The sequence below is a fragment of the Marivita sp. GX14005 genome (assembly GCF_023370775.1).
Lineage (GTDB): Bacteria > Pseudomonadota > Alphaproteobacteria > Rhodobacterales > Rhodobacteraceae > Marivita.
Window position 1 is genome coordinate 622,372 of sequence record NZ_JAMCCQ010000002.1, and the last position, 21,337, is coordinate 643,708.

At 64.8% G+C, this 21,337-nt stretch carries 23 protein-coding genes and 1 tRNA gene; 21 read left to right on the forward strand and 3 right to left on the reverse strand.

Features of this window, described 5'->3' with window-relative positions:
* Positions 1-43: 43 nt before the first annotated feature.
* The 9 genes from M3465_RS09290 (at position 44) to M3465_RS09330 (ending at position 9,987) form a co-directional block, all read left to right on the forward strand.
* The gene (locus M3465_RS09290) at positions 44-1,459 is read left to right on the forward strand and encodes a cryptochrome/photolyase family protein (RefSeq protein ID WP_249501446.1); all 1,416 of its coding nucleotides are present in this window, start codon (positions 44-46) and stop codon (positions 1,457-1,459) included.
* A gap of 104 nt (positions 1,460-1,563) precedes the next feature.
* A complete protein-coding gene (locus tag M3465_RS09295) occupies positions 1,564-2,772 on the forward strand; it encodes an SAM-dependent methyltransferase (RefSeq protein WP_249501447.1) in 1,209 nt (402 codons plus the stop codon).
* A 1-nt stretch (position 2,773) separates the two neighbouring features.
* On the forward strand, positions 2,774-3,214 hold the full coding sequence (locus tag M3465_RS09300; RefSeq protein ID WP_249501448.1) for a TrgA family protein: 441 nt from the start codon (positions 2,774-2,776) through the stop codon (positions 3,212-3,214).
* A 6-nt stretch (positions 3,215-3,220) separates the two neighbouring features.
* On the forward strand, positions 3,221-4,360 hold the full coding sequence (locus M3465_RS17145; protein ID WP_249501449.1) for an NUDIX domain-containing protein: 1,140 nt from the start codon (positions 3,221-3,223) through the stop codon (positions 4,358-4,360).
* Positions 4,361-4,414: 54 nt separating this feature from the next.
* Complete coding sequence (locus tag M3465_RS09310; RefSeq protein ID WP_249501450.1) at positions 4,415-5,449, forward strand: cysteine synthase A; 1,035 nt, start codon at positions 4,415-4,417, stop codon at positions 5,447-5,449.
* On the forward strand, positions 5,446-7,803 hold the full coding sequence (locus tag M3465_RS09315) for a DUF3772 domain-containing protein (protein ID WP_249501451.1): 2,358 nt from the start codon (positions 5,446-5,448) through the stop codon (positions 7,801-7,803). Before M3465_RS09310 ends, M3465_RS09315 begins: the two co-directional genes overlap by 4 nt.
* Positions 7,800-8,537: an alanyl-tRNA editing protein gene (locus M3465_RS09320; RefSeq protein ID WP_249501452.1), complete on the forward strand. Its 738-nt coding sequence runs from the start codon at positions 7,800-7,802 to the stop codon at positions 8,535-8,537. The genes M3465_RS09315 and M3465_RS09320 overlap by 4 nt, the downstream gene beginning before the upstream one ends.
* 133 nt (positions 8,538-8,670) lie before the next feature.
* Positions 8,671-8,760, forward strand: a tRNA-Ser gene (locus M3465_RS09325).
* A 390-nt stretch (positions 8,761-9,150) separates the two neighbouring features.
* Positions 9,151-9,987 carry a protein NO VEIN domain-containing protein gene (locus tag M3465_RS09330; protein WP_249501453.1) on the forward strand — a complete coding sequence of 279 codons (837 nt, stop codon included), beginning with the start codon at positions 9,151-9,153 and terminating at the stop codon, positions 9,985-9,987.
* Between the two features lie 3 nt (positions 9,988-9,990).
* On the opposite strand, the gene M3465_RS09335 is transcribed toward M3465_RS09330, so the two are convergent.
* The 3 genes from M3465_RS09335 to M3465_RS09345 are packed head-to-tail and all read right to left on the reverse strand — an operon-like array spanning position 9,991 to position 12,151.
* Positions 9,991-10,374 carry a ParB/RepB/Spo0J family partition protein gene (locus tag M3465_RS09335; protein WP_249501454.1) on the reverse strand — a complete coding sequence of 128 codons (384 nt, stop codon included), beginning with the start codon at positions 10,372-10,374 and terminating at the stop codon, positions 9,991-9,993.
* Complete coding sequence (locus M3465_RS09340; protein ID WP_249501455.1) at positions 10,371-11,696, reverse strand: recombinase family protein; 1,326 nt, start codon at positions 11,694-11,696, stop codon at positions 10,371-10,373. Before M3465_RS09340 ends, M3465_RS09335 begins: the two co-directional genes overlap by 4 nt.
* Positions 11,696-12,151, reverse strand: a complete 456-nt coding sequence (locus M3465_RS09345) for a DUF2924 domain-containing protein (RefSeq protein ID WP_249501456.1) — start codon at positions 12,149-12,151, stop codon at positions 11,696-11,698. The genes M3465_RS09340 and M3465_RS09345 overlap by 1 nt, the downstream gene beginning before the upstream one ends.
* 593 nt (positions 12,152-12,744) lie before the next feature.
* Here M3465_RS09345 and M3465_RS09350 point away from each other — a divergent pair.
* The 12 genes from M3465_RS09350 to M3465_RS09405 all read left to right on the forward strand — a co-directional run bounded on the left by M3465_RS09350 (position 12,745) and on the right by M3465_RS09405 (position 21,323).
* Complete coding sequence (locus M3465_RS09350) at positions 12,745-14,952, forward strand: hypothetical protein (RefSeq protein ID WP_249501457.1); 2,208 nt, start codon at positions 12,745-12,747, stop codon at positions 14,950-14,952.
* 93 nt (positions 14,953-15,045) lie between these two features.
* A complete protein-coding gene (locus M3465_RS09355; RefSeq protein WP_249501458.1) occupies positions 15,046-15,291 on the forward strand; it encodes a hypothetical protein in 246 nt (81 codons plus the stop codon).
* A gap of 99 nt (positions 15,292-15,390) precedes the next feature.
* On the forward strand, positions 15,391-16,101 hold the full coding sequence (locus M3465_RS09360; RefSeq protein WP_249501459.1) for an RNA polymerase sigma factor: 711 nt from the start codon (positions 15,391-15,393) through the stop codon (positions 16,099-16,101).
* A 96-nt stretch (positions 16,102-16,197) separates the two neighbouring features.
* Positions 16,198-16,392 carry a hypothetical protein gene (locus M3465_RS09365; RefSeq protein ID WP_163464882.1) on the forward strand — a complete coding sequence of 65 codons (195 nt, stop codon included), beginning with the start codon at positions 16,198-16,200 and terminating at the stop codon, positions 16,390-16,392.
* Between the two features lie 38 nt (positions 16,393-16,430).
* Positions 16,431-16,727 carry a hypothetical protein gene (locus M3465_RS09370; RefSeq protein ID WP_249501460.1) on the forward strand — a complete coding sequence of 99 codons (297 nt, stop codon included), beginning with the start codon at positions 16,431-16,433 and terminating at the stop codon, positions 16,725-16,727.
* The gene (locus tag M3465_RS09375; protein WP_249501461.1) at positions 16,727-17,602 is read left to right on the forward strand and encodes an ATP-binding protein; all 876 of its coding nucleotides are present in this window, start codon (positions 16,727-16,729) and stop codon (positions 17,600-17,602) included. Before M3465_RS09370 ends, M3465_RS09375 begins: the two co-directional genes overlap by 1 nt.
* Before the next feature lie 101 nt (positions 17,603-17,703).
* On the forward strand, positions 17,704-18,327 hold the full coding sequence (locus tag M3465_RS09380; RefSeq protein ID WP_249501462.1) for a hypothetical protein: 624 nt from the start codon (positions 17,704-17,706) through the stop codon (positions 18,325-18,327).
* 14 nt (positions 18,328-18,341) lie between these two features.
* Positions 18,342-20,030: a DEAD/DEAH box helicase gene (locus tag M3465_RS09385; protein WP_249501463.1), complete on the forward strand. Its 1,689-nt coding sequence runs from the start codon at positions 18,342-18,344 to the stop codon at positions 20,028-20,030.
* Positions 20,027-20,245, forward strand: coding sequence for a hypothetical protein (locus tag M3465_RS09390; RefSeq protein WP_249501464.1), 219 nt, complete (start codon positions 20,027-20,029; stop codon positions 20,243-20,245). Before M3465_RS09385 ends, M3465_RS09390 begins: the two co-directional genes overlap by 4 nt.
* Complete coding sequence (locus M3465_RS09395) at positions 20,238-20,444, forward strand: DUF6511 domain-containing protein (RefSeq protein WP_249501465.1); 207 nt, start codon at positions 20,238-20,240, stop codon at positions 20,442-20,444. Before M3465_RS09390 ends, M3465_RS09395 begins: the two co-directional genes overlap by 8 nt.
* Positions 20,444-20,842: a hypothetical protein gene (locus M3465_RS09400; RefSeq protein WP_249501466.1), complete on the forward strand. Its 399-nt coding sequence runs from the start codon at positions 20,444-20,446 to the stop codon at positions 20,840-20,842. The genes M3465_RS09395 and M3465_RS09400 overlap by 1 nt, the downstream gene beginning before the upstream one ends.
* Positions 20,829-21,323 carry a hypothetical protein gene (locus tag M3465_RS09405; RefSeq protein WP_249501467.1) on the forward strand — a complete coding sequence of 165 codons (495 nt, stop codon included), beginning with the start codon at positions 20,829-20,831 and terminating at the stop codon, positions 21,321-21,323. The genes M3465_RS09400 and M3465_RS09405 overlap by 14 nt, the downstream gene beginning before the upstream one ends.
* Positions 21,324-21,337: the final 14 nt, after the last annotated feature.

Sequence of the window (21,337 nt, forward strand, 5' to 3'; positions counted from 1 at the left end):
CGACCGGTTAGGTCGCCCGGCAGGATCGAAAAGGAGAGATGCGATGACCGAGCCTGTGCTCGTTTGGATCAGGCGGGATTTGCGTCTGAGCGATCACGCCGCCTTGGCCGCGGGGGCAAAACGCGGCGGGGCGGTAATCCCGATCTTTTTGCGCGACGACACCGTGACCGGGATCGGCGCTGCGCCGAAATGGCGGCTTGGGCTGGGAATCGAGGCGTTTGCGGCGGCACTGAGGGACAAGGGCAGCCGTTTGATCCTGCGCTCGGGTGATGCGCGCGAGGTGATCCCGGCGCTGGTGCGCGAGACCGGGGCGGGGGCCGTCTATTGGCAGCGCGCCTATAACCCGGATGCAGTCGCGCGTGATACCGACGTGAAATCCGCGCTCAAGGAAATGGGTTGCGACGCGGAGAGTTTCGCCGGTCATGTGATGTTCGAGCCTTGGACTGTGGAGACGAAACAGGGCGATTATTACAAGGTCTATACCCCGTTCTGGAAATCGGTTCGGGACCGGCATGTCGCCGCGCCGGCGCGCGCTCCTTCCGATTTGCAAGCGCCGGAGGCATGGCCGGAGAGCGAACAGTTGCAGGACTGGAAGCTCGGCACGGCAATGGACCGGGGCGCGCGCATCGTGCGGCCTTTCGTGCAGCTCGGCGAGCAGGCGGCACAATCGCGTCTGGGCGCGTTCATGGCGTCGAAGGTGCAGGACTATGAGCGCACGCGCGATATTCCCGGTATCGACGGCACGTCGAACCTGTCCGAAAACCTCAGCCTTGGCGAGATCAGCCCGGCGCAATGCTGGCATGCCGGCTTGCGCGCGCGGGAAGAGGGCAAGGCAGGCGCGGAGACCTTTCTCAAGGAGCTGGTCTGGCGCGAGTTCGCTTATCACCTGATGTGGCACACGCCGCGCATTTTGGACCGCAACTGGCGCGAGGATTGGGACGCGTTTCCCTGGAACGAGGACGAGCGCCGCGCCGAGGTCAAGGCCTGGAAGCAGGGGCGCACCGGGGTGCGCTTCGTCGATGCGGCGATGCGCGAGATGTATGTCACCGGGCGGATGCATAATCGTGGGCGGATGATCGTGGCGAGCTATCTGACCAAGCATCTGATGTGCCATTGGCGCATCGGGCAAAAATGGTTCGACGATTGTCTGATCGACTGGGATCCGGCCTCGAACGCGATGGGCTGGCAGTGGTCGGCCGGATCGGGGCCGGACGCGACGCCCTATTTTCGGGTGTTCAATCCCGAAACGCAGCTCGATCGGTTCGACAAGGACCGCGCCTATGTCTCGCACTGGATCGCGGAGGAGTTCGAACGCCCCCACGAGGATGCCCTGGCTTATTTCGACGCGATCCCGCGGTCCTGGAACATGAGCCCGTCGGACGATTATCCCGATCCCATCGTCGGGCCCGGCGAGGGGCGCAAACGTGCGCTCGCGGCCTATGAGGATCGCGATTTCTGAGAAGTCACTTGCCTTTGTGAGAAATAGCCTATGTCGCGTAAGGACTTGCGCGGCGCGCCGCGCTGTCCGACACTATCTGACATATTGCCCCGGAACCCTTGCCGATGATCCTGACGACGACCCAAGACCAATCCGGCCTGCCGCGCTATTTTCCGCAGGTCTTCGCGATGGCCGACAAGCTGCGCAAGGGGCGGATCGATTTTGTTCTGCCCGACGGGCGGCGCTTCCGCGCCGAGGGGGCCGAACCCGGCCCCGTTGCGGAAGTGCAGGTGCACAACACGGACCTTTTTGCGCGGCTGATCCGCGATGGAGATCTGGGTTTCAGCGACGCCTATATCGAAGGCTGGTGGAGCACGCCCGATTTGCAGGCCTTCATGGATTTCGCGCATGGCGACAATAACGAGGTCTATGACGGCTTTCCGGGCATGAAATTCGTGCGATGGTATGAGCAGATGCGCTTCTGGCTGCAGTCCAACTCGAAGCGACAGGCGAAGAAGAATATCCGTCATCACTACGATCTCGGCAACGAGTTCTACGCGCTCTGGCTCGATGAGACGATGACCTATTCCTCGGCGCTGTTCGATACCGGGCAGGAGAGTCTGGAAGCGGCGCAGATCGCGAAATACGCCAGCATGGTCGATCAGATGGGGGCAAAGCCGGGCGATCACGTTCTGGAAATCGGCTGCGGCTGGGGCGGTTTCGCCGAATATGCGGCGCGCGAACGGGGTCTGAAAGTGACCGGCCTGACGATCAGCGACGCGCAGTATCGCTATGCGACGGAGCGGATCGAGCGCGTGGGTTTGTCCGATCGTGTGACCTTCAAGCTGCAGGATTACCGCGACGAACGCGGCCAATATGACGGCATCGCCTCCATCGAAATGTTCGAGGCGGTGGGCGAAAGATACTGGCCGGTTTATTTCGACACCGTCAGGGGCTGCCTCAAACCCGGACGGAACGCGACGCTCCAGATCATCACGGTTTCGGAATCCCGCTGGGAAATTTACAAGCGGGGCGTTGATTTCATTCAAAAATATATCTTTCCCGGCGGCATGTTGCCCAGCCCCGGCGTGCTGCGCGCGCAGATCGAGGCGGCCGGGCTGGACGTTTCGCGCTCCATTGAGTTCGGCGAAAGCTACAGCCAGACGCTGCGCCGCTGGCACGAGACCTTCAACGAAAAGTGGGATCAGGTGGCGCGGATGGGATTCGATGACCGATTCCGCCGGATGTGGAATTTTTATCTGACATCTTGCGCGGCGACTTTTCATAGCGGAAACTGTGATGTAGCGCAGATAACCATCACGAGACCGACCTGACATGCCCACAGCCGCCAAGACGATCGCAGCATTGTGTATGGCGGCACTGGCGTTCCTGGCTTCCGAGCTGGTCAAGACGCTTCTTCCCGAAATTCAGAACTTCGGCAATTTCTCGCTTTTCAATGCGGCGGTGGGAGCCGTTGTCGGCTGGTTCGTGGTGGGGCACCGGGCAGGGCGGGGCACGAAGGACGCAATCGGCAACGGTTTGACGGGCGTGGCCGCGCTGATCTTCTGGGCGCTGTTTCTCCATGCGGCTTACGAGATGATTCAGCTTTCGCTGAAACGCCGCTTCGATGGCCCTGTCGAGGCCTTCGCCGCGATTTTCGAGATCGGTATCGAATACGGGCAGATCCTGATGAACCCGATGATGATCGCCGTGCTGCTCTTCGGGGCCTTGGTCACCGGCTACCTGTCGGAATATGCCGCGCGGCACTGGAGATAGGCGGGCGTGACCGCGATCTTCTTCTATGGAACGCTGTGTCATTTGCCATTGCTCGAAGCGGTGCTCGGCGTCAGGGCAGGCGATCTGGCCGGGCGCATCGATGCGGCCGTTCTGCATGATCATCGCGTCTCCTGGGTCGATGGCGAAGCCTATCCGATGATCGAGGCCGCGCCGGGATGGTCGGCCGACGGGGTCGTGCTCTCGGCTGTCAGCGAAGGTGAAGAGGCGCGCATAAGCTATTATGAAGGCGCGTTTTCCTATCACTTGAGCGAGGTTCTTGTCCGCACGGGAAAGGGCGAGACACCGGCGCTGTGCTACTATCCCATGGCGCAGGGTCAACGCCGCGGCGAGCCGTGGTGCCTTAGCGATTGGGTCAGCGTCTGGGCAGAAATGTCGGTGAACGCCGCGCGGGACGTGATGGCGCGGCGCTGCCGCTATGATGCCGAAACCGCCGCGCGGTTGCGCCCGTCCCTGATGGCGCGGCACTGGTCGCGCATGCTGGCAAGATCCGCGCCGCATCCGGCCACGCGCCGGCGCGATCCCGGCCCCGGTGACGTGCGATTGCAAAACCGTCTGCCCGGGTTTCGCGGCTTTTTCGAAATGGCGGAGTTCAGCTTCGATCACCTCAAGTTCGATGGCACCCGCAGCGCGCCGGTGACGCGCGAGGCGTTTCTGGCCTTCGATGCCGCGCTCGTTCTGCCCTACGATCCCGCGAGCGATCACCTTGTCTTGATCGAGCAGTTGCGCCTCGGCCCATATTGGCGGGACGATCCACGCCCCTGGGTGTTCGAGCCGATCGCCGGTCTGGTCGATCCGGGCGAGGACCCAGCCGACACGGCGCGGCGCGAGGCGATGGAGGAAAGCGGCCTGTCGCTCGACGCTTTGGAGCCGATGACGCGGGTCTACGCATCGCCGGGATATTCGACAGAGTTCTTTCATTGCTTTCTGGCAGTTACAAATCTTTCTTCATACGAAGAACGATCCGGGAACGGGCTTGCGTCCGAGCATGAGGATATCCGCACGCATCGGTTGAGCTTCGATGAGGCGATAGAGATGGTTGCGAGCGGCGAGATTAATGCCGGGCCGCTGGTGATGATGCTCTATTGGCTTGCGGCCAACCGCGATCGGCTGCGCGCCTCCGCTTGAGTTTCGCGCGCCGCGCCCCTACACCGAACGCAGGGCAAACCGAATGGAGGCACCATGCGTTTCGCGGGCGAATTGGCCGAAGCTGTCGGCAACACTCCTCTGATCAAGCTGCGCCGGGCCAGCGAGGAAACGGGCTGCACCATTCTGGGCAAGGCGGAATTTCTTAATCCGGGCCAGTCGGTCAAGGATCGGGCCGCGCTTTTCATCATTCAGGATGCTGTGAAAAAAGGTCTTCTGAAACCTGGCGGCACGATCGTCGAAGGCACGGCGGGCAATACCGGCATCGGTCTGGCGCTCGTCGGGGCGTCGATGGGGTTCAAGACGATCATCGTGATCCCTGAAACGCAAAGCCAGGAAAAGAAGGACATGCTGCGCCTCGCCGGTGCGGAGCTTGTCGAGGTGCCGGCGGCGCCCTACCGCAATCCGAACAATTACGTGCGCTATTCCGGCCGGTTGGCCGAGGAAATCGCGAAAACCGCGCCTAATGGGGCGATCTGGGCCAATCAGTTCGACAATGTGGCGAACCGGCAGGCGCATATCGAAACCACCGGCCCCGAGCTTTGGGCGCAGACCGACGGCAAGCTCGACGGTTTCATCTGCGCCGTCGGCTCCGGTGGCACGCTCGCCGGCGTGGCTGAAGCGTTGCAACCCAAGGGCGTGAAGATGGGGCTTGCCGACCCGATGGGCGCGGCGCTCTTTTCGTATTACACCACGGGTGAATTCAAATCCGAGGGAGACTCGATCACCGAAGGGATCGGGCAAGGGCGCATCACCGCCAATCTCGAAGGGTTCAGCCCCGATTTCTGCTACCAGATCCCCGATAGCGAAGCCTTGCCCTACGTCTTCGATCTGCTGTCCGAAGAAGGACTCTGTCTGGGCGGCTCCTCTGGCATCAACGTCGCGGGTGCGGTGCGCATGGCAAGGGACATGGGGCCGGGGCATACCATCGTGACGATCCTGTGCGATTACGGCACGCGCTATCAGTCCAAGCTCTTCAATCCCGCCTTTCTGCGTGAGAAAGGCTTGCCGGTCCCCGAATGGCTTGCCACTGCGCCGAAGGACATTCCGGCGGTGTTCGAGGACGCATGACGCGTCTTTTTCACGCGATCCGCTACGCGGCGTTGATCCTTGCGCTCGCCGCGTCGTCCGTTTTCGCGCAGATCGAACCGATCGACTACGGCGCGTGGGAAGCCGTGGCCGAACGCGCGGAAGCCGCCGTTGCGGAGGCGGATGCTTCTGATGAGGCGCTCGAAGCGCTGCGCGCCGAGGTGTCGGGCTATCGCGACCGGCTGCTGAAACAGGTCAATACGAGCGACCCGCGTCTTGCGACCCTGCAATCGCAGCTCGACGCGCTCGGGTCAGTGCCGGAAGAGGGCAGCGAACCTGACGAGATCGCGGATCGCCGGGCGGAACTGGAACGCCAGATCGCTGAGATAAGGGCGCCGGTCAAACGTGCAGAGGAAGCCTATAGCCGCGCAAACGGGCTTATCGCCGAAATAGACGAGATCATCCGCACCCGGCAGGCCGATGCGCTGCTCACGCGCGGCCCGTCGCCCTTCGATCTGCGGCTCTGGCCGGCGGCGCTGGCGGAACTGGCCAAGCCTCTGATCGAAGGACGGGACCGGGTTGTCGAAAACTGGCAGAACCCGGCACGGCGGCAGGAGCTTACCGACAACCTGCCGCTCATCCTGGGGCTCGTTCTGGGCGGGCTCTGGCTGATGCTGCGCGCGCCGCATCACATCCGCAAGCTGATCGTATGGGCGAGGGCAAAGACGACGCGGGGAACCGGGTTCTGGTCAACCCTTCTGTCGCTCGTTGCGCTTGTCGTGCGGGTGGCAGGGCTCGGCCTGCTTGCACATGCGCTGGTATTGACGGATCTGCCCGGTATGCTGGGCCGGCAACTGGCCTATCTTCTGCCGGTGATCCTTTTCGTCGTGCTGATCGCGCGCTGGCTGGCTGCCGAGACATTCTCCGAGGATTTCGAGGAAAGCACGCTATACCTGACCGCCGATCGCCGCCGCGAGGCGCGGTATTACGTGAACCTCCTGGCCTGGTTTCTGGCGCTGGATCTGTTTCTCGTCATCATGGACGATATTGCGGGCTGGTCGGAGCAGACGCATCCGATCCTGAGCTTTCCCGTCCACGTTCTCTGCGGGTTGGTGCTCTTCCGCCTCGGCCAGATCCTGCGTCGCTCGGGCATCGACGATCAGGACGAGACCGAGGACGAGGCCCTGCATCTGACCTTCCCGACCCGCCTCGCGCGTCTGGCGGGGCAGGGTGCAATGCTGGTCGGGGTGGCCGGTCCGATCCTGTCGGCCATCGGCTATGTGAATTTCGCCGATGCGATCATCTTCCCGACCATCCAGACGCTGGGGCTCTTCGGCGTCATGCTGATCCTGCAGCGCATGGTGCGCAGCCTCTATCACATCCTCACCGGCCACGAACTCGACGACGCGAGCAGCCTTCTTCCGGTGATCTCCGGCGCCGTGCTGACGGCAATTTCCCTGCCGTTCCTCGCGCTGATCTGGGGCGCGCGGGTGTCCGACCTGACGGAACTCTGGGCGCGCTTTCAGGCGGGTTTTTCCTTCGGCGACACGCGTGTTTCCCCGGGCGATTTCCTGACCTTCATCATCGTCTTCATGGTCGGCTACATCATCACCCGTCTGCTGCAGGGCGGGCTTCGCGGCTCGGTCCTGCCGAAGACCAAGATCGACCGGGGCGGTCAGGTCGCGCTCGTGGCCGGAACGGGGTATCTCGGGATCTTCCTGTCGGCAATCATCGCAATCACCTCGGCGGGGATCGATCTGACCGCGCTGGCCGTGGTGGCAGGTGCGCTTTCGGTCGGTATCGGTTTCGGGCTGCAGAACATCGTGTCGAACTTCGTCTCCGGCATCATCCTGCTGATCGAACGCCCGATCTCCGAAGGAGACTGGATCGAGGTGAACGGCCAGCACGGCACCGTGCGCGACATCTCGGTCCGCTCAACCCGGATCGAAACCTTCGACCGCACCGACGTGATCGTGCCCAATGCCGATCTGGTGTCCAACTCCGTCACCAACTACACGCGCGGAAATGTCGTCGGCCGGCTCATCGTCGAGGTCGGCGTCGCCTACGGATCGGACAGCCGCAAGGTCGAGGATATCCTGCTCAAGATCGCGCGCACGCATGACATGGTCCTGATGAACCCCGCGCCGTACGTGCATTTCAAGGGCTTCGGACATGACGCGCTGGAATTCGACCTACGCATGATCCTTTACGATGTGAACGCCATCATGTCGGTCAAGACCGAGATCAACCACCGCATCTACGAAGCGTTCAGAGAGGCCGGTATCGAACTGCCGTTCCCGCAGCGCGACATTTGGCTGCGCAACCCCGAAGCGCTGGCCGCCGCGCGCGCAGACCGCGCCGATACGCCGGAGAACGAAGAGGAGCAGGGCTCATGACGGACACCGCCGCTGATTTCGATCCCGTCTATCTCAGCGATCCCTATGCGCGCGATCTGACCGCCCGCGTGCGCGCTCACACGCCCGAGGGCGGCGTGGTGCTCGACCGCTCGATCTTCTATCCGACGGGCGGCGGTCAACCGGGCGACAGCGGATGGCTCGAATGGGACGGCCAGTCGCTGCCCATCGCCACCACGGTCAAGGGAGAGCGCGGCGCAAGCGTTCTCGTTCCCGCCGAGCCGTCCCGCCTGCCGCCACTGGGCGCGCATGTCGTGCAGGCGCTCGATTGGGAGCGCCGGCACAAGCATATGCGCATCCACACCGCGCTGCATCTTCTGTCGGTCGTGATCCCGCTACCGGTGACCGGCGGCGCCATCGCGGCGGGGCGCGGCCGGCTCGATTTTCTCATGCCGGACCCCCCGGAGAACCGCGATGCGCTGGAGGCCGAGCTCAACCGCCTCATCGATCACGACCATATCGTCAGCGACGGGTGGATCACCCAGGCCGAACTCGATGCCAATCCCGCGCTGGTCAAGACCATGTCCGTGCGCCCCCCGCGCGGCGCCGGTCGAATCCGCCTCGTGCGGATTGGGGCGCCCGAGGCACAGGTCGATCTGCAACCCTGCGGCGGCACCCATGTCGCCCGAACCGGAGAAATCGGACGGATCGTGTTCGGCAAGATCGAAAGCAAGGGCAAACAGAACCGCCGCGTGACGATCGTGCTGGAGCAATAAGGAGCCAACTCGGACCCGTCGTCCACTTGCAGGGCAAGACCATTCCGAAAATCTGCCCAACCGACGAAAAATCGCTCCTTCGCCCCGACAATCGCTCTTGCATCCCCGCCGCGACTTCCCCTAAACAGCCCTCGGACAGGTGGCCGAGTGGTCGAAGGCGCGCGCCTGGAAAGTGCGTAGGCGGGAAACCGTCTCGAGGGTTCGAATCCCTTCCTGTCCGCCACATTCAGATACTGAATCCGACCAAGGGCCCCGATTGGGGCCTTTTTTCTTTTTGTTTCAAAGGGCGTTGGCAGGGCCATCCGCCCTTCGGAGACTGGGCGCTTGACGCGGAATGGGTCTCCGAATGGCCTGCGTCTCTCTTCGAGCGCCCCTCTACGACCATGGGACGGCGCAAAACATCCTTGAAATTCCATTGGGTTGCCGGGTTCATGGGTTCGCTCCGTTCGCGAAATATTCCGGTGACGGAGACCGAAACGAAAGCGCAGGGCGGCCAGAAGGACGGCTCCGCGGCGGCCGATCCCCAAGTCCGGCGGAAGCGTTCGAAGCGAGCCAGAACCCTGCCAGAAGTCTCTGATGACAAACAGACTTCACGCCCATAGCTTGGGCCGCAATGTCGAACGGGCCATGGACGGATGAAGAGAACGATCTGATCGTCGCGGATTACTTCGCGATGCTGGCCGACGACATCTCCGGGCGCCGCTACAGCAAGGCCGAGCATCGCCGAGCGCTGCTGCCGCTGCTGAACGACCGGTCGGAGGGGTCCGTCGAGTTCAAGCACCAGAATATCAGCGCGGTGCTGAAGGGGCTCGGCGAGGACTGGATCCCCGGTTACAAGCCCGCGTTCAACTTCCAGATGACCTTGGTGGATGCCGTGGCGCGGTGGCTGGCGCTGAACCCGGCTTGGCTCGGGCGCCAACCGAGGCTGCAAACCGCCGCTGGCCTACGCGAGGCAGCGCAGATCTGGATCGGACCGCCGCCGACGCTGTCGAACCAGCCGCCGCCGCAGGAACTGGACCAGATGCTGCACATCGCCCGCAAGTTCGACGTGGCGGGCCGGGACGAGCGCAACCGGGCCCTCGGTCGCGCGGGAGAGGAACGTGTGCTGGCGCATGAACGGGGGTCTCTGCGTTCGGCAGGACGGGACGATCTGGCGCGCAAGGTACGCTGGGTGTCGGAGGAGGATGGCGATGGCGCGGGCTACGACATCGCGAGTTTCGCCCCGGACGGGCTCGCCCGGCTTATCGAGGTCAAGACGACGAACGGATGGGAGCGCACGCCCTTCCACATCACCCGCAACGAACTGGCCGTGGCCGAGGAGCGCAGGTCGGAATGGCGTCTGTTCCGGCTCTGGAACTTCTCACGCGAGCCGAAGGCGTTCGAGTTGCATCCGCCGCTGGACGCGCATGTCTCCCTGACCGCGACGACGTTTCAGGCGAGCTTTCACTGAGCCTCAGTCGAACACCCGCTCCGGCTGTTCGTGCCATGGCAGGGCCGCGACATCGGTCAGTTTCAACAGGGTCACGGCGGGCACCTCACGCTTGTAGACGAGGCGCTTGAGGACTCCCGGCGCGAGGTAGGCGAGCCGCAGCTGTCGGCTGACATGGCGTTCGGCCAGCCCCACGGCTTTCGCCAGATCGGTGACCGTATTGAACTCGCCAGCCTCCATGCGCCGCCGCCAGCCCCACGCCCGGCCGATGGCGCGCAGGATATGCGGATCCTGCGACCGGTCTTCACTGGGCAGATAGGTTGCGGGCGGCATGATCTTCGGCCGCCCGTTCTGCTTGCGGACCTTGAGCGGTACGAAGATCTGGATGGACTCGTCGGGTTTCATCATTCCGCCGCCACCTTCTTTCGTGGGGCCATCATGTCGCGCATGACGCCCGAGACGCCGTCGGTCCGGACATCGATGACCAGCCCCTCGGACGTCACGGTGACCCGGCGCACCAGCAACTGCACGATCCGGGTCTGCTCCGCAGGGAACAGCTGGCCCCAGACGTCCTCGAACGTCTGCAGCGCGGAGATCACATCGGCCTCGGCGAAGGCGTGACCCTCGCGGGCCAAGTGGGCGATGACCTGTGCCGTGATCGACGGGGCGCGCATCACCCGCCGCAGCTCGGTCACCACGGCCGCTTCCACGAGGTCGGCAGGAAGACGGCGCGGGATGCCCTCGTCGCTGGGTTCGCGATTCTTGATGACGTCCATCGAGACGTAATACCGGTATCGCCGCGCGCCCTTCTTCGTGCTGCTCGGGGTCATGGCGGCGCCCGTGGCCGTGAAGATCAGCCCCTTGAGCAAGGCAGGCGCCTGCGCGCGGGTGTTGTTGGCGCGCTTGCGCGGGTTCTGCCGCAAGATGGCATGGACCTGATCCCACAGCTGCTCGTCGATGATGGCCTGATGCTCGCCGGGATAGGCCTTGCCCTTGTGGACGGCGTCGCCGCGATAGACGCGGTTCACCAGCACTCTGTAGAGATATCCCTTGTCGACCAACGTGCCCTGCTTGTTGCGCAACCCTTTGCGGCGCAGTTCGCGCGCCAGCACGGTCGCTGAGCCGACCTCGACAAACCGTTCGAAGATGCCGCGCACGGTGGCGGCCTCTTCCTCGTTCACCACGAGCTTGCGGTCCTTCACATCGTACCCGAGCGGGACGTAGCCGCCCATCCACATGCCCTTCATGCGGGAGGCGCGGACCTTGTCCCGGATGCGCTCGGCTGTGACCTCGCGCTCGAACTGCGCGAATGACAGCAGGATGTTCAGCGTCAGCCGCCCCATGGAGGTGGTGGTGTTGAAGGACTGCGTCACCGAGACGAAGGTCACGCCGTTGCGGTCGAAGACCTCGACCAGCTTCGAGAAGTCCATCAGCGAGCGCGACAGGCGGTCGATCTTGTAGACGACCACCACATCGATCAGGCCGTCCTCGATGTCGGCCAGAAGCTGCTTGAGGCCGGGCCGTTCCAGCGTCCCGCCCGAGATTCCGCCGTCGTCATACTGATCGCGGACCAGCACCCAGCCCTCGGAACGCTGGCTGGCGATATACGCCTCGCAGGCCTCTCGCTGGGCGTGCAGGCTGTTGAACTCCTGCTCCAGCCCTTCCTCCGACGACTTGCGCGTGTAGATGGCGCAGCGCTGGCGGCGGACGGGATTTGCACGCTGCTCCATCAGTCATTCCCCCGCTTTCGTTCGCGCAACCCGAAGAAGCGGTAGCCATTCCAGCGCGTCCCGGTGATCGCCCGCGCAATTGCGGACAAGGATTTGTACGGTCGCCCCTGCCACTCGAACCCGTCCCGCAAGACCGTGATCGTGTGCTCGACCCCGTTCCATTCGCGGATCAGCCTCGTACCGACCACGGGATTGCGAGGATCGGCGATCTGGCTCTTGCGTGTCAGGGTGCCGCTGACCTCGTCGGCCAGCAGGTCCAGCATGCGCCGGGTTTCCCGATCAGGACCGCCATACGTCAGTTCCTGGATGCGGTAGGCCAACCGGCTCTCGAGGAACGCTCGGCTGTTGTTCGGCGCCGCTGTCGCAAAGATCGTCTGCCACTCCGACTTCAACTGGGGGACGGACATGGACTTCAGCGCGGCTAGGCGCGCGGGGATGGGATCGGACTTCATCATGCGTTTCTCCGGTGAGTTGGAGTTGCATGACGGCATTGGTCGTTGGGATAGTGTAGGCAACGTTCTCCAGTATTGTCAGATACTTCGCGCCCATCCTGCCCGAGCAACCGAACCAGCCCGAGTGCCAGCAGGCCGCAGAGCTCGGCGCGGCGCTCGGCGGCGGTCATCTGGTCGGGAGGCAGGGGATTGGGGCGTTTCATATTCAGTGGCCGTGTTCGGTGGTGGATACCGAACAAAAGCCACCCGGCCGCCAAGGATGGGACATCTCATGAAAGCGGGATCCGAAAATGCGAACAGGAAGAGAACATCAGGGCTTGCCGATCACGGATTTGTCCATGATTATCGCAGGTTGAATCAAGCAAGAGCAGTAGTTCGTTGAGGTAAGATCATGGCGCGTAAAGCAACTCCGATCAGTCCCCTTGTCCTGGCGCTGATCGAGGATGCGCGCGTGGCTCTTGCCCCAGCGATTCTCTCGGCCCGGGAGGAAGGTGATAGTCACCGCAGTCCCCAGAGGCGACATCGCGGTGTCAAGCGCCGGGCACGGCCCCGCAATCGCGGTCTATAGTCAAAATCAGCATTTTCCGGAGAGTTATATGGTACGCGCCCCGGCCAGAACTTGCCCCAATCTTTCTCGGCTATTCGACGAGGCCGAGCCGGAACTGCTGTCCGGATTCCTCAAGAGCAAGGCTTTCGAGAGGCTGAGCTGGCTCGCGCCCTACAGGTTCGACCCCGAGAATCCGGACGGTCCGTCGGTTGCCAGAAACATGCTGCCGCAGGAAAAGAAGGATCGGCTGGGGCCCCTCGAAGCTGAAGCTGCCCGGATCGTCACAATCGCAAGCGACCGTGGCGAGTATGCCCTCGAAGGTCTCGCCAAGACCACGCTCGAACCCGAGCGCGCCAAGGAACTTCTGAACCGGCGGGACAAGCTCGCGCGAAGCCTTTGGGCTTACGCAAACGAACACGGCTTGTTTGAAGCGGCGGAGAACAGCCTGCACCTTCGTCTCTACCGGCGCTATGACAAGCACTACCAGACTTTCATGGCCGAGCCTTCGGTCGACGGGGGTCCGGACGCCGGCAGCGCATTGCTCGAAGAGCTTCTGGTCGATCTCAACAAGCGTCTCGATCGCGGCGACGGCTACAGCATCGACAAGTTCGACATCCCCGAGGACGGCGATGAACCGGCGGCGGAGATGTACCTGCTGTTCCATCCCGATCCCCCCACAAGCGTTCGGGAGATCGATGACGACGGCAATCGGTCGAGCATCTATTTTCGGCCGCCTGGAGAGGCGATGATCGTCTACACGCCATCGACCGGGCGGGTCCATGTGCGCGCTGGCAACCGAAAGCTCAGGCACACAGTTGCCGAACGCTTCATCGAGACTGCACTCGAGCAGACCTACTCCAACCAGCCCGTCGACTTTCAGGCCTACGACATTTCGCAGTTCCTGCAAGGACTCGATCTTGAACCGCCGGAACTCGACGACGTCGTGATCGACCGCGCACAGGTGATCCGCGCTGACATCAGCATCGGCAATCTGGCCAACCGTCTCTCGCTTTCCACCACGATCGACCAGGACATCTCCGAAATCATCGACAGCCAGCCGGGCCTTCCGAGGATTTTCGAGCGGGCGCTCGCAATCCGCTTCGTCGAGATTGCGGTCCGGTATTTCCGCGCGGGACGGGATGAGGCGCAAACCCTCAACTTCACCCTCACCGACCGCAACACGAGCAGCCTTCTCAGCATCGACGACCCTTTCGAGCGCGTTCTGGGGCATCGCTTGCTCAGACACTGGAACATCCTCCGTGATGGTCGCGCGCCAGGCGAAGGGGAGAGCATGGCGGTCATGCCCGCCTTGCTGGCCATCTGGGATATCGGAGCTGACAGGGTCACCGGCGCATGGCTCCAAACTCGCGGTGTCGATCCTGGCCTCCTGACTGATCTGGGCTTCCTCGTGCCGGCCGGCTGGGAAGGCGACGACCTGATCGACGATGAAGACGAGGTCGGCCCGGTGGCAGCCGAAGTGGTCGTTCGTATCGAGAAGGGAGATGCGGAGGAAGAAGACCGTAAGGTGGCCGACCTCAAGGTCACCGAGGGACAGGCGACGTCTGCGGGCAACCCGGATCGCTACAGGATCTTTCGGGTGCGTGACGGCTGGGTCGCGCAACACCTGAAGGAACGTCTCGAAAAGGCGCTCGATGCGCCCGCCATCGAGAAGCTGACCGATCATCTCCTCTACCTTGGAACGCTCAGTGTCGATGGCGGCGATGTTCCGATCTACCTTGCGCGTGGTCTCGACCGGGAGAGGGTCCGGTCTGCCGTCGATACGGAACTTCGGGCGCGCCACAACCTCGGTATTGGACTGGTTCTGCAGGCCGGCACTGCTCCCGGACCGTGCCTGGCGGCCAATGTTCTGACGCCGCTTGTTGATCAGATCGACACCAAGCAAGCCGAAATCGCGTTGGTCGCAGACAAGCTCCGGTCCGTGTTCCGGCGACATCGGATATTGGCCCGTGGAGGCATGACGGTCGGACTCACCCGTAGCGGCGATGATATCGTGACCCTCTTCGTGCCAGGGAAAGGCACCATCGACATCAAGGGCGAAAACCGCATCCAGATCATCCAGCGGCTGGTCGATGCCCACAACAACGGCCCAACGCCGATGTCGACCAAGGACCTTGTCAAGGGAATCGCTGAAGACCAGTCCCTGTCGAACATCTTCAAGCAGCCGCTGTGGGACAAGCTGAAGGCCAACTTTCTGAGAAGTCTTGGCGCCAAGGGGCCGTGGGAGATCGCAATCTGACAGCTGGCTCCGATCCGGCTCCGATTGGGGGGTCTGACGGGCTCCGATTCCTCAGGCCAATGGGGGTGCTCACTCAGTCAGAGGAGCACCCCGATGCCGACTCCCTTCCCCTCGCGCGAGGCAGCCCCGACGAGCTGGTCCGGCGCCGCGAAGACCAAACCCACCGCCTCGAACTCGGAATGGCGCTGCACGCGCTGTGACAAGCTGCTCGGCGTCTGCCGGGACGGCCGCATGCACCTGCGCTTCGCGCGGGGGCACGAGTATCTCGTGGGCTTCCCGGTTCAGGCCACCTGCCGCGGCTGCGGCACGCTGAACAACGCGACCGCGCCCGCGCGCTGACACGCGCTTTCACCCAACCCCCTGAAATCGCAGAGACGCGCGACGTCCTGACCTGGCCACGAGAAGGCGCCGGACGCCTGGCCGCAAGGCAGGCGTCCGATGTCCTTCGCGTGGCACGAGATCCGTGATCACCTCATGCATTCATCCTCCAACCTTCACTTCCAGCGCAGTTTCGACGTCGTCCGGCGTGCGCAGGCTGCCCTCACACCGTTCCGGGATCCGGCGGCCCTGCTGGACGGGCTGCACCGCACGACCGGCGATCCGGCCCGGAAGAACGTGATCCTCTCCGCGCTGGTCGGGGCGGCGCAGGGCGACGGGCCCGCGTCCGACTGCGCCCTGACGCTGCTGTTGCTGGCACTCTGGCCCGGCCTCGACGCCATCCGCCGCCGGTCGATCTGGCGCAGGATCGGCACCGCCGACGAGATCGCGTCCGACGTACTGGCGCGCACCACCGAGGCAGTCCGCAGCCTCGATCTCGGGCGCGTCAACTGGATCGCGGCGACGGTGCTGCGCAACGTCGAGCGCGACATGATCCGCGTGCGCCAGCGCGACCAGGCAAGAGAACATCTCGCCAGCGGCGCCGACCCTGAAGAGGTGGCGGACAGCGGCGACAGCGGGATCGGCGCAACCGGGTACGCACGGCTGAACGGCGCCGTGTGGAAGCTGCTCGGCGATGACGCCCTGCTGGTGATCCGCGTGGCGATCGAGGGTTTTTCGCAGGCCGAGGTCGCCGTCGAGCTGGGCCTTACCGAAGCCGCCGCCCGCAAGCGGTACCAGCGCGCGATGCGCCGGCTGCACGACGCCCTCTAGGAAATCCCCTGAACCGATGTCCCGATCCGGTCCCGCCGGTGGCTTTTCCCATTCGAGCGCCCCGAGCGCCTTCCCTCCAACCGAAAGCAGACACGCATGAACCGCACTGCCGATCTGTCGCTCGAGGATTTCAGGCGTCTTCCGGGGCTCTATCGCCGCTGGGAGCTGACCGAGGTCTGCGAGCCCAACCGCAACTATCAGATCGAGGACGCCGGCATGCACGCCGACGGGACGCCGCTGCTGGCGATCTACGTCGCCGAGCCCGCGCCCGACGTCCGCGAGGCCGCGTGATGCGCCTCCTCGATCACCTTATCTCACGGAGAAAAGCCATGCCGGACCAGCCGGACGACATCACCCGTCTTCGCAAGGCGAGCTACGCGCTCGAAGACCTCCCCGAAACCATCGCCTTCCCGCAGCGCAACGGTGACGAGCCGCGCGCGCCGTTGCCGGTCGTCGAGGCGACCGTGGACGAGATCGCCTTCGCGATCGTGGAGGCGGAGCGCGAGAGCACGGCCGCCTACCGCCGCGCCGACGCGCTGAAGCGGCTCTACAAGCTCGCCCGCGAGGCGGGGTGCATCGGGGCAGATCGCGCCGCCACGGCGGTGATGAAGAAGGATGGCCAGTGATGGCCCTGCCCATCATCGGCGCCGACGAACGGCTCGCGCAGCGCAAGGGCATCAAGGGCGTCATCTTCGGCCGGTCCGGCATCGGCAAGACCAGCCTGCTCTGGACGCTGAACGCCTCGACCACGCTCTTCATCGACCTCGAGGCCGGCGATCTGGCGGTCGAGGGGCTGGAGATCGACACGCTCCGGCCGCGCACCTGGAAGGAATGCCGCGATTTCGCGGTGTTCATCGGCGGTCCGAACCCGGCGCTGCGCGAGGACCAGCCCTACAGCCAGGCGCATTTCGACGAGGTCTGCGGGCGGTACGGCGATCCCACGGTGATCGGGAAGTACGAGACCGTCTTCATCGACTCGATCACCGTGGCCGGGCGGCTCTGCTTCCAGTGGTGTCGCGGCCAGCCCGAGGCGTTCTCCGAGAAGACCGGCAAACCCGACATCCGCGGCGCCTACGGGCTGCATGGACGCGAGATGATCGGCTGGCTGACCCATCTGCAGCACACGCGCGGCAAGCATGTCTGGTTCGTGGGCATCCTCGACGAGCGGCTTGACGACTTCAACCGCAAGGTCTTCCAGCCGCAGATCGACGGTAGCAAGACCGGGCTCGAACTACCGGGCATCGTCGATCAGGTCATCACCATGGCCGACATCGCCGATGCCAACGGCCAGCCGCAGCGCGCCTTCGTCTGCCAGACGCTGAACCCCTGGGGCTATCCGGCCAAGGACCGCTCCGGCCGCCTCGACAGGGTCGAAGCCCCGCATCTCGGCCGGTTGATGGAGAAGATCCAGCGTCCCGCGGCGCCTGCCTCCGAGCGCCTGACCTGGCCGCCGGTGACCCCGGCCGATCCCGCTCCCGCGCAGGAGCCCGACCATGGCTGAGCGCACCGCGCCACGCCCGATGTCCCGATTCGGTCGCCGGGGTGGCTTTTCCCAACTGACGCCGCTGCGCGTCCCATCCTCCAACTGAAAGGAGCCGCGCAATGTCCGGACCCTGGAACGACTTCAACTCCGCGCAATCCAACACCAACGTGATCCCGAAGGGCACCCTCGCCAAGGTGCGCCTGACGCTCCGCCCCGGTGGCTTCGACGACCCCTCGCAGGGCTGGACCGGCGGCTGGGCGCGCCGCGCCGCCACCGGCGCCGTCTATCTCGACGCCGAATACACGGTGCTCGAGGGGCCCTATGCCCGGCGCAAGGTCTGGTCGCTGATCGGCCTCTACAGCCCGAAGGGCCCGGACTGGGCCAACATGGGGCGCGGCCTGATCCGCGGCATCCTCAACTCGGCGCGCGGCGTGTCGGACAAGGACAACTCGCCCGAGGCGCAGGCCCGCCGCCGCATCAACGGCTTCGGGGATCTCGACGGGGTCGAGTTCATCGCCCGCATCGACATCGGCACCGACACCAACGGCGAGGACAAGAACGAGATCCGCAATGCCGTCACGCCCGACCATCGCGACTACGCCGCGCTGATGGGCACCGTCGCGCCGCAGGTCTCCGCCGCCCCAGCGCAGGGCCATGCCCCGCAGCAGCCCACGACGACCACCCAGCCCAGCCACCCCGCGTCCACCCCCGGCGCCGCCGGTCGGCCGAGCTGGGCGCAGTAAGAGGGAGACCGGCCATGCGCCTTCGCCCCCGCCAGAAGACCTTCGTCGAGCGCAGCGTGGCTGCGCTCGCCTCCCGCGGCAACACGCTGGGCGTGGCGCCCACCGGTGCGGGCAAGACCATCATGCTCTCGGCGGTCACCGGCGAGATGATCGGCGACGGGGCCAAGGCCTGCGTGCTGGCGCATCGCGACGAGCTGACGGCGCAGAACCGCGCCAAGTTCCAGCGCGTGGTGCCGGGCGTCGCCACCTCGGTCATCGACGCCACCGAGAAGTCTTGGGGCGGCCAGGTCGCCTTCGCCATGGTGCCGACGCTGGCGCGCGCCTCGAACCTCGCGGACATGCCGCGCCTCGACCTGCTGGTCGTGGATGAGGCGCATCACGCCGTCGCCGACAGCTACCGCCGCATCATCGACAGGGTGCGCGAGGCCAATCCCGACGCCCGGATCTTCGGGGTCACGGCCACCCCGAACCGGGGCGACAGGAAGGGCCTGCGCGAGGTCTTCGACAACGTGGCCGACCAGGTGCGGCTGGGCGAGCTGATCGCCTCGGGCCATCTCGTGCCGCCCCGCACCTTCGTCATCGACGTGGGCGTGCAGGACGAACTGCGCTCGGTCCGCAAGACCATGTCGGATTTCGACATGACCGAGGTGGCGGGCATCATGGACCGCGCCCCCGTCACCGACGAGGTGATCCGCCACTGGAAGGAGAAGGCGGGCGACCGGCAGACCGTGGTGTTCTGCTCCACCGTCGCGCATGCCGAACACGTCACCGACGCGTTCAAAGTCGCGGGCGTGTCCGCCGCGCTGATCCACGGCGATCTGGCGGCCGAGACCCGCAAGGCGATCCTCGCCGACTACGCGGCGGGTGATATCCGCGTCATCGTCAACGTGGCGGTGCTGACCGAGGGCTGGGACCATCCGCCCACCTCCTGCGTCGTGCTGCTGCGGCCCAGTTCCTACAAGTCCACCATGATCCAGATGGTCGGGCGCGGGCTGCGCACCGTCGATCCCGAGGAACACCCCGGCATCGTCAAGACCGACTGCGTCGTGCTGGATTTCGGGACGTCGAGCCTGATCCACGGCACGCTGGAACAGGATGTCGATCTCGACGGCAAGACCGAAACCGGCGAGGCGCCGACGAAGACCTGTCCTGCCTGCGAGGCGGAGATCCCCCTGGCCGCCACCGAATGCTCGCTCTGCGGTGAGGCGTTCCCGCGCGAGGATCTCGATGCGGGCGAAGGCGGGGCCGCCGCGCCGCTCTCGGGCTTCATGATGACGGAGATCGACCTGCTGAAGCGATCCAGCTTTGCCTGGGTAGACCTCTACGGCACGGACGATGCGCTGATGGCCACGGGCTTCGCAGCCTGGGGCGGCATCTTCTGGCTGGACGGGGTCTGGTACGCGATCGGCGGGGCCAAAGGCGAGCGCCCGCATCTGCTGGGCGTCGGCGAGCGCACGGTCTGCCTCGCGCAGGCCGACGACTGGCTGAACACCCACGAGACCGATGAGAGCGCCTTCAAGACCCGCTCCTGGCTGCGCCAGCCGCCGACCGAGAAGCAGCTGCAGTACCTTCCGCCCGAATGCCGCCATGACTTCGGCCTGACGCGCTATCGCGCCTCGGCGCTGATGACCTTCGGCTTCAACAAGCGCGCCATCCGCCAGCTGATCGACGCGGCGGCTACGCCCGAACGGAGGGCGGCATGACCCATGACCGCCTCCACCCCGATCACGGTCGCCGACCGGCGGCGGCTCTGGCATCCGCGTGGAACACTCTGTGCTGTCTGCCGGCAACCCACCCGTGGTTTTGGCTGGTTCGATCCGCACCGGTCGAAGCGACCCCGGCCCTCGGTCTGGTTCTGCTCGATGCCCTGCCAGTCCTTCTGGACGCGCTTGGCCAGGGAGCGTTTCGCCATGGTTGACCTGACCGAGGAAGAGCGCGCCGCGATCACCGCCACCATGAAGCGCGTGGCGCTGCTGATGGACGAGATCGGCTGGGCCACCCCGCTCGGCGAACTGACCGAGGCGCAGGTGCGCGCGCTGATCGAGGAAGCCGTCGAGGGCTTCCGCGAGGCCATGTCCGACATCGCCCGGACGCAGACGCCGGAGGTACCGTTCTGATGAAAACGTGCAGCAAATGCAGCAAAAAGAAGCCGGCGGTGGAGTTTGGCGTGCGGCGCCGGAGCCCCGATGGCCTACAGGCTTGGTGCCGGGATTGCCGCCGGGAATACCAGCGCGCCTATGCGCAGAACTTCCGCGATCCCGAAAAACATCGGGAGGCGCAGCGCCGCTATCGGCTGCGTCACGCTGAAAAGAACAAGGCGCACAGCATCGTCAGGAGCGCCGTCAAGGCCTGCCGGATCATCGTGCCGGTCTGGTGTCAGCGATGTGGCTGCGTGACCGACCTCGAAGCGCATCACCACGACTATGACGCGCCGCTCTCGGTCGAATGGCTCTGCTCGACCTGCCACGGGCTCGCCCACCGCAGGTACGAGGGAGGCCAGCATGCTGGACTATAACCGCCGCCCCAGTTTCGCCGACCGGGTCAACGCCGCCGTCGATCGGGCCCTCACCGCCGATCAGGCGACGCGGCCGCCCCGCGACTACCTCGGCGGCTCGCGTCTCGGCCATGCCTGCGAGCGCGCCCTGCAGTTCGAGTTCACGGCGACGCCGAAGGACGAGGGCCAGGACTTCAGCGGCCAGTCGCTGCGGATCTTCGGCATCGGCCACGCCCTCGAGGATCTGGCCGTCGCCTGGCTGCGCGGCGCTGGGTTCGACCTCTACACCCGCAAGGGCAACCGGCCCGATGGCGGCCAGTTCGGCTTCTCGGTCGCTGGCGGGCGCATCCGCGGTCATGTCGACGGCATCATTGCCGCCGGGCCCGAGGGCTTCGAGCTGGCCGTTCCCGCTCTCTGGGAATGCAAGACGATGAACGCGAAGAACTGGCGCGCCTGCGTGAAGGATGGCGTGACGGAATCCAAGCCGGTCTATGCCGCCTAGATCGCGCTCTACCA

Coding starts and splice junctions, on each gene's coding strand:
- M3465_RS09290 (WP_249501446.1), top strand. CDS start 44: ATGACCGAGCCTGTGCTCGTTTGGATCAGGCGGGATTTGCGTCTGAGC.
- M3465_RS09295 (WP_249501447.1), top strand. CDS start 1,564: ATGATCCTGACGACGACCCAAGACCAATCCGGCCTGCCGCGCTATTTT.
- M3465_RS09300 (WP_249501448.1), top strand. CDS start 2,774: ATGCCCACAGCCGCCAAGACGATCGCAGCATTGTGTATGGCGGCACTG.
- M3465_RS09310 (WP_249501450.1), top strand. CDS start 4,415: ATGCGTTTCGCGGGCGAATTGGCCGAAGCTGTCGGCAACACTCCTCTG.
- M3465_RS09315 (WP_249501451.1), top strand. CDS start 5,446: ATGACGCGTCTTTTTCACGCGATCCGCTACGCGGCGTTGATCCTTGCG.
- M3465_RS09320 (WP_249501452.1), top strand. CDS start 7,800: ATGACGGACACCGCCGCTGATTTCGATCCCGTCTATCTCAGCGATCCC.
- M3465_RS09330 (WP_249501453.1), top strand. CDS start 9,151: ATGTCGAACGGGCCATGGACGGATGAAGAGAACGATCTGATCGTCGCG.
- M3465_RS09335 (WP_249501454.1), bottom strand. CDS start 10,374: ATGATGAAACCCGACGAGTCCATCCAGATCTTCGTACCGCTCAAGGTC.
- M3465_RS09340 (WP_249501455.1), bottom strand. CDS start 11,696: ATGGAGCAGCGTGCAAATCCCGTCCGCCGCCAGCGCTGCGCCATCTAC.
- M3465_RS09345 (WP_249501456.1), bottom strand. CDS start 12,151: ATGATGAAGTCCGATCCCATCCCCGCGCGCCTAGCCGCGCTGAAGTCC.
- M3465_RS09350 (WP_249501457.1), top strand. CDS start 12,745: ATGGTACGCGCCCCGGCCAGAACTTGCCCCAATCTTTCTCGGCTATTC.
- M3465_RS09355 (WP_249501458.1), top strand. CDS start 15,046: ATGCCGACTCCCTTCCCCTCGCGCGAGGCAGCCCCGACGAGCTGGTCC.
- M3465_RS09360 (WP_249501459.1), top strand. CDS start 15,391: ATGTCCTTCGCGTGGCACGAGATCCGTGATCACCTCATGCATTCATCC.
- M3465_RS09365 (WP_163464882.1), top strand. CDS start 16,198: ATGAACCGCACTGCCGATCTGTCGCTCGAGGATTTCAGGCGTCTTCCG.
- M3465_RS09370 (WP_249501460.1), top strand. CDS start 16,431: ATGCCGGACCAGCCGGACGACATCACCCGTCTTCGCAAGGCGAGCTAC.
- M3465_RS09375 (WP_249501461.1), top strand. CDS start 16,727: ATGGCCCTGCCCATCATCGGCGCCGACGAACGGCTCGCGCAGCGCAAG.
- M3465_RS09380 (WP_249501462.1), top strand. CDS start 17,704: ATGTCCGGACCCTGGAACGACTTCAACTCCGCGCAATCCAACACCAAC.
- M3465_RS09385 (WP_249501463.1), top strand. CDS start 18,342: ATGCGCCTTCGCCCCCGCCAGAAGACCTTCGTCGAGCGCAGCGTGGCT.
- M3465_RS09390 (WP_249501464.1), top strand. CDS start 20,027: ATGACCCATGACCGCCTCCACCCCGATCACGGTCGCCGACCGGCGGCG.
- M3465_RS09395 (WP_249501465.1), top strand. CDS start 20,238: ATGGTTGACCTGACCGAGGAAGAGCGCGCCGCGATCACCGCCACCATG.
- M3465_RS09400 (WP_249501466.1), top strand. CDS start 20,444: ATGAAAACGTGCAGCAAATGCAGCAAAAAGAAGCCGGCGGTGGAGTTT.
- M3465_RS09405 (WP_249501467.1), top strand. CDS start 20,829: ATGCTGGACTATAACCGCCGCCCCAGTTTCGCCGACCGGGTCAACGCC.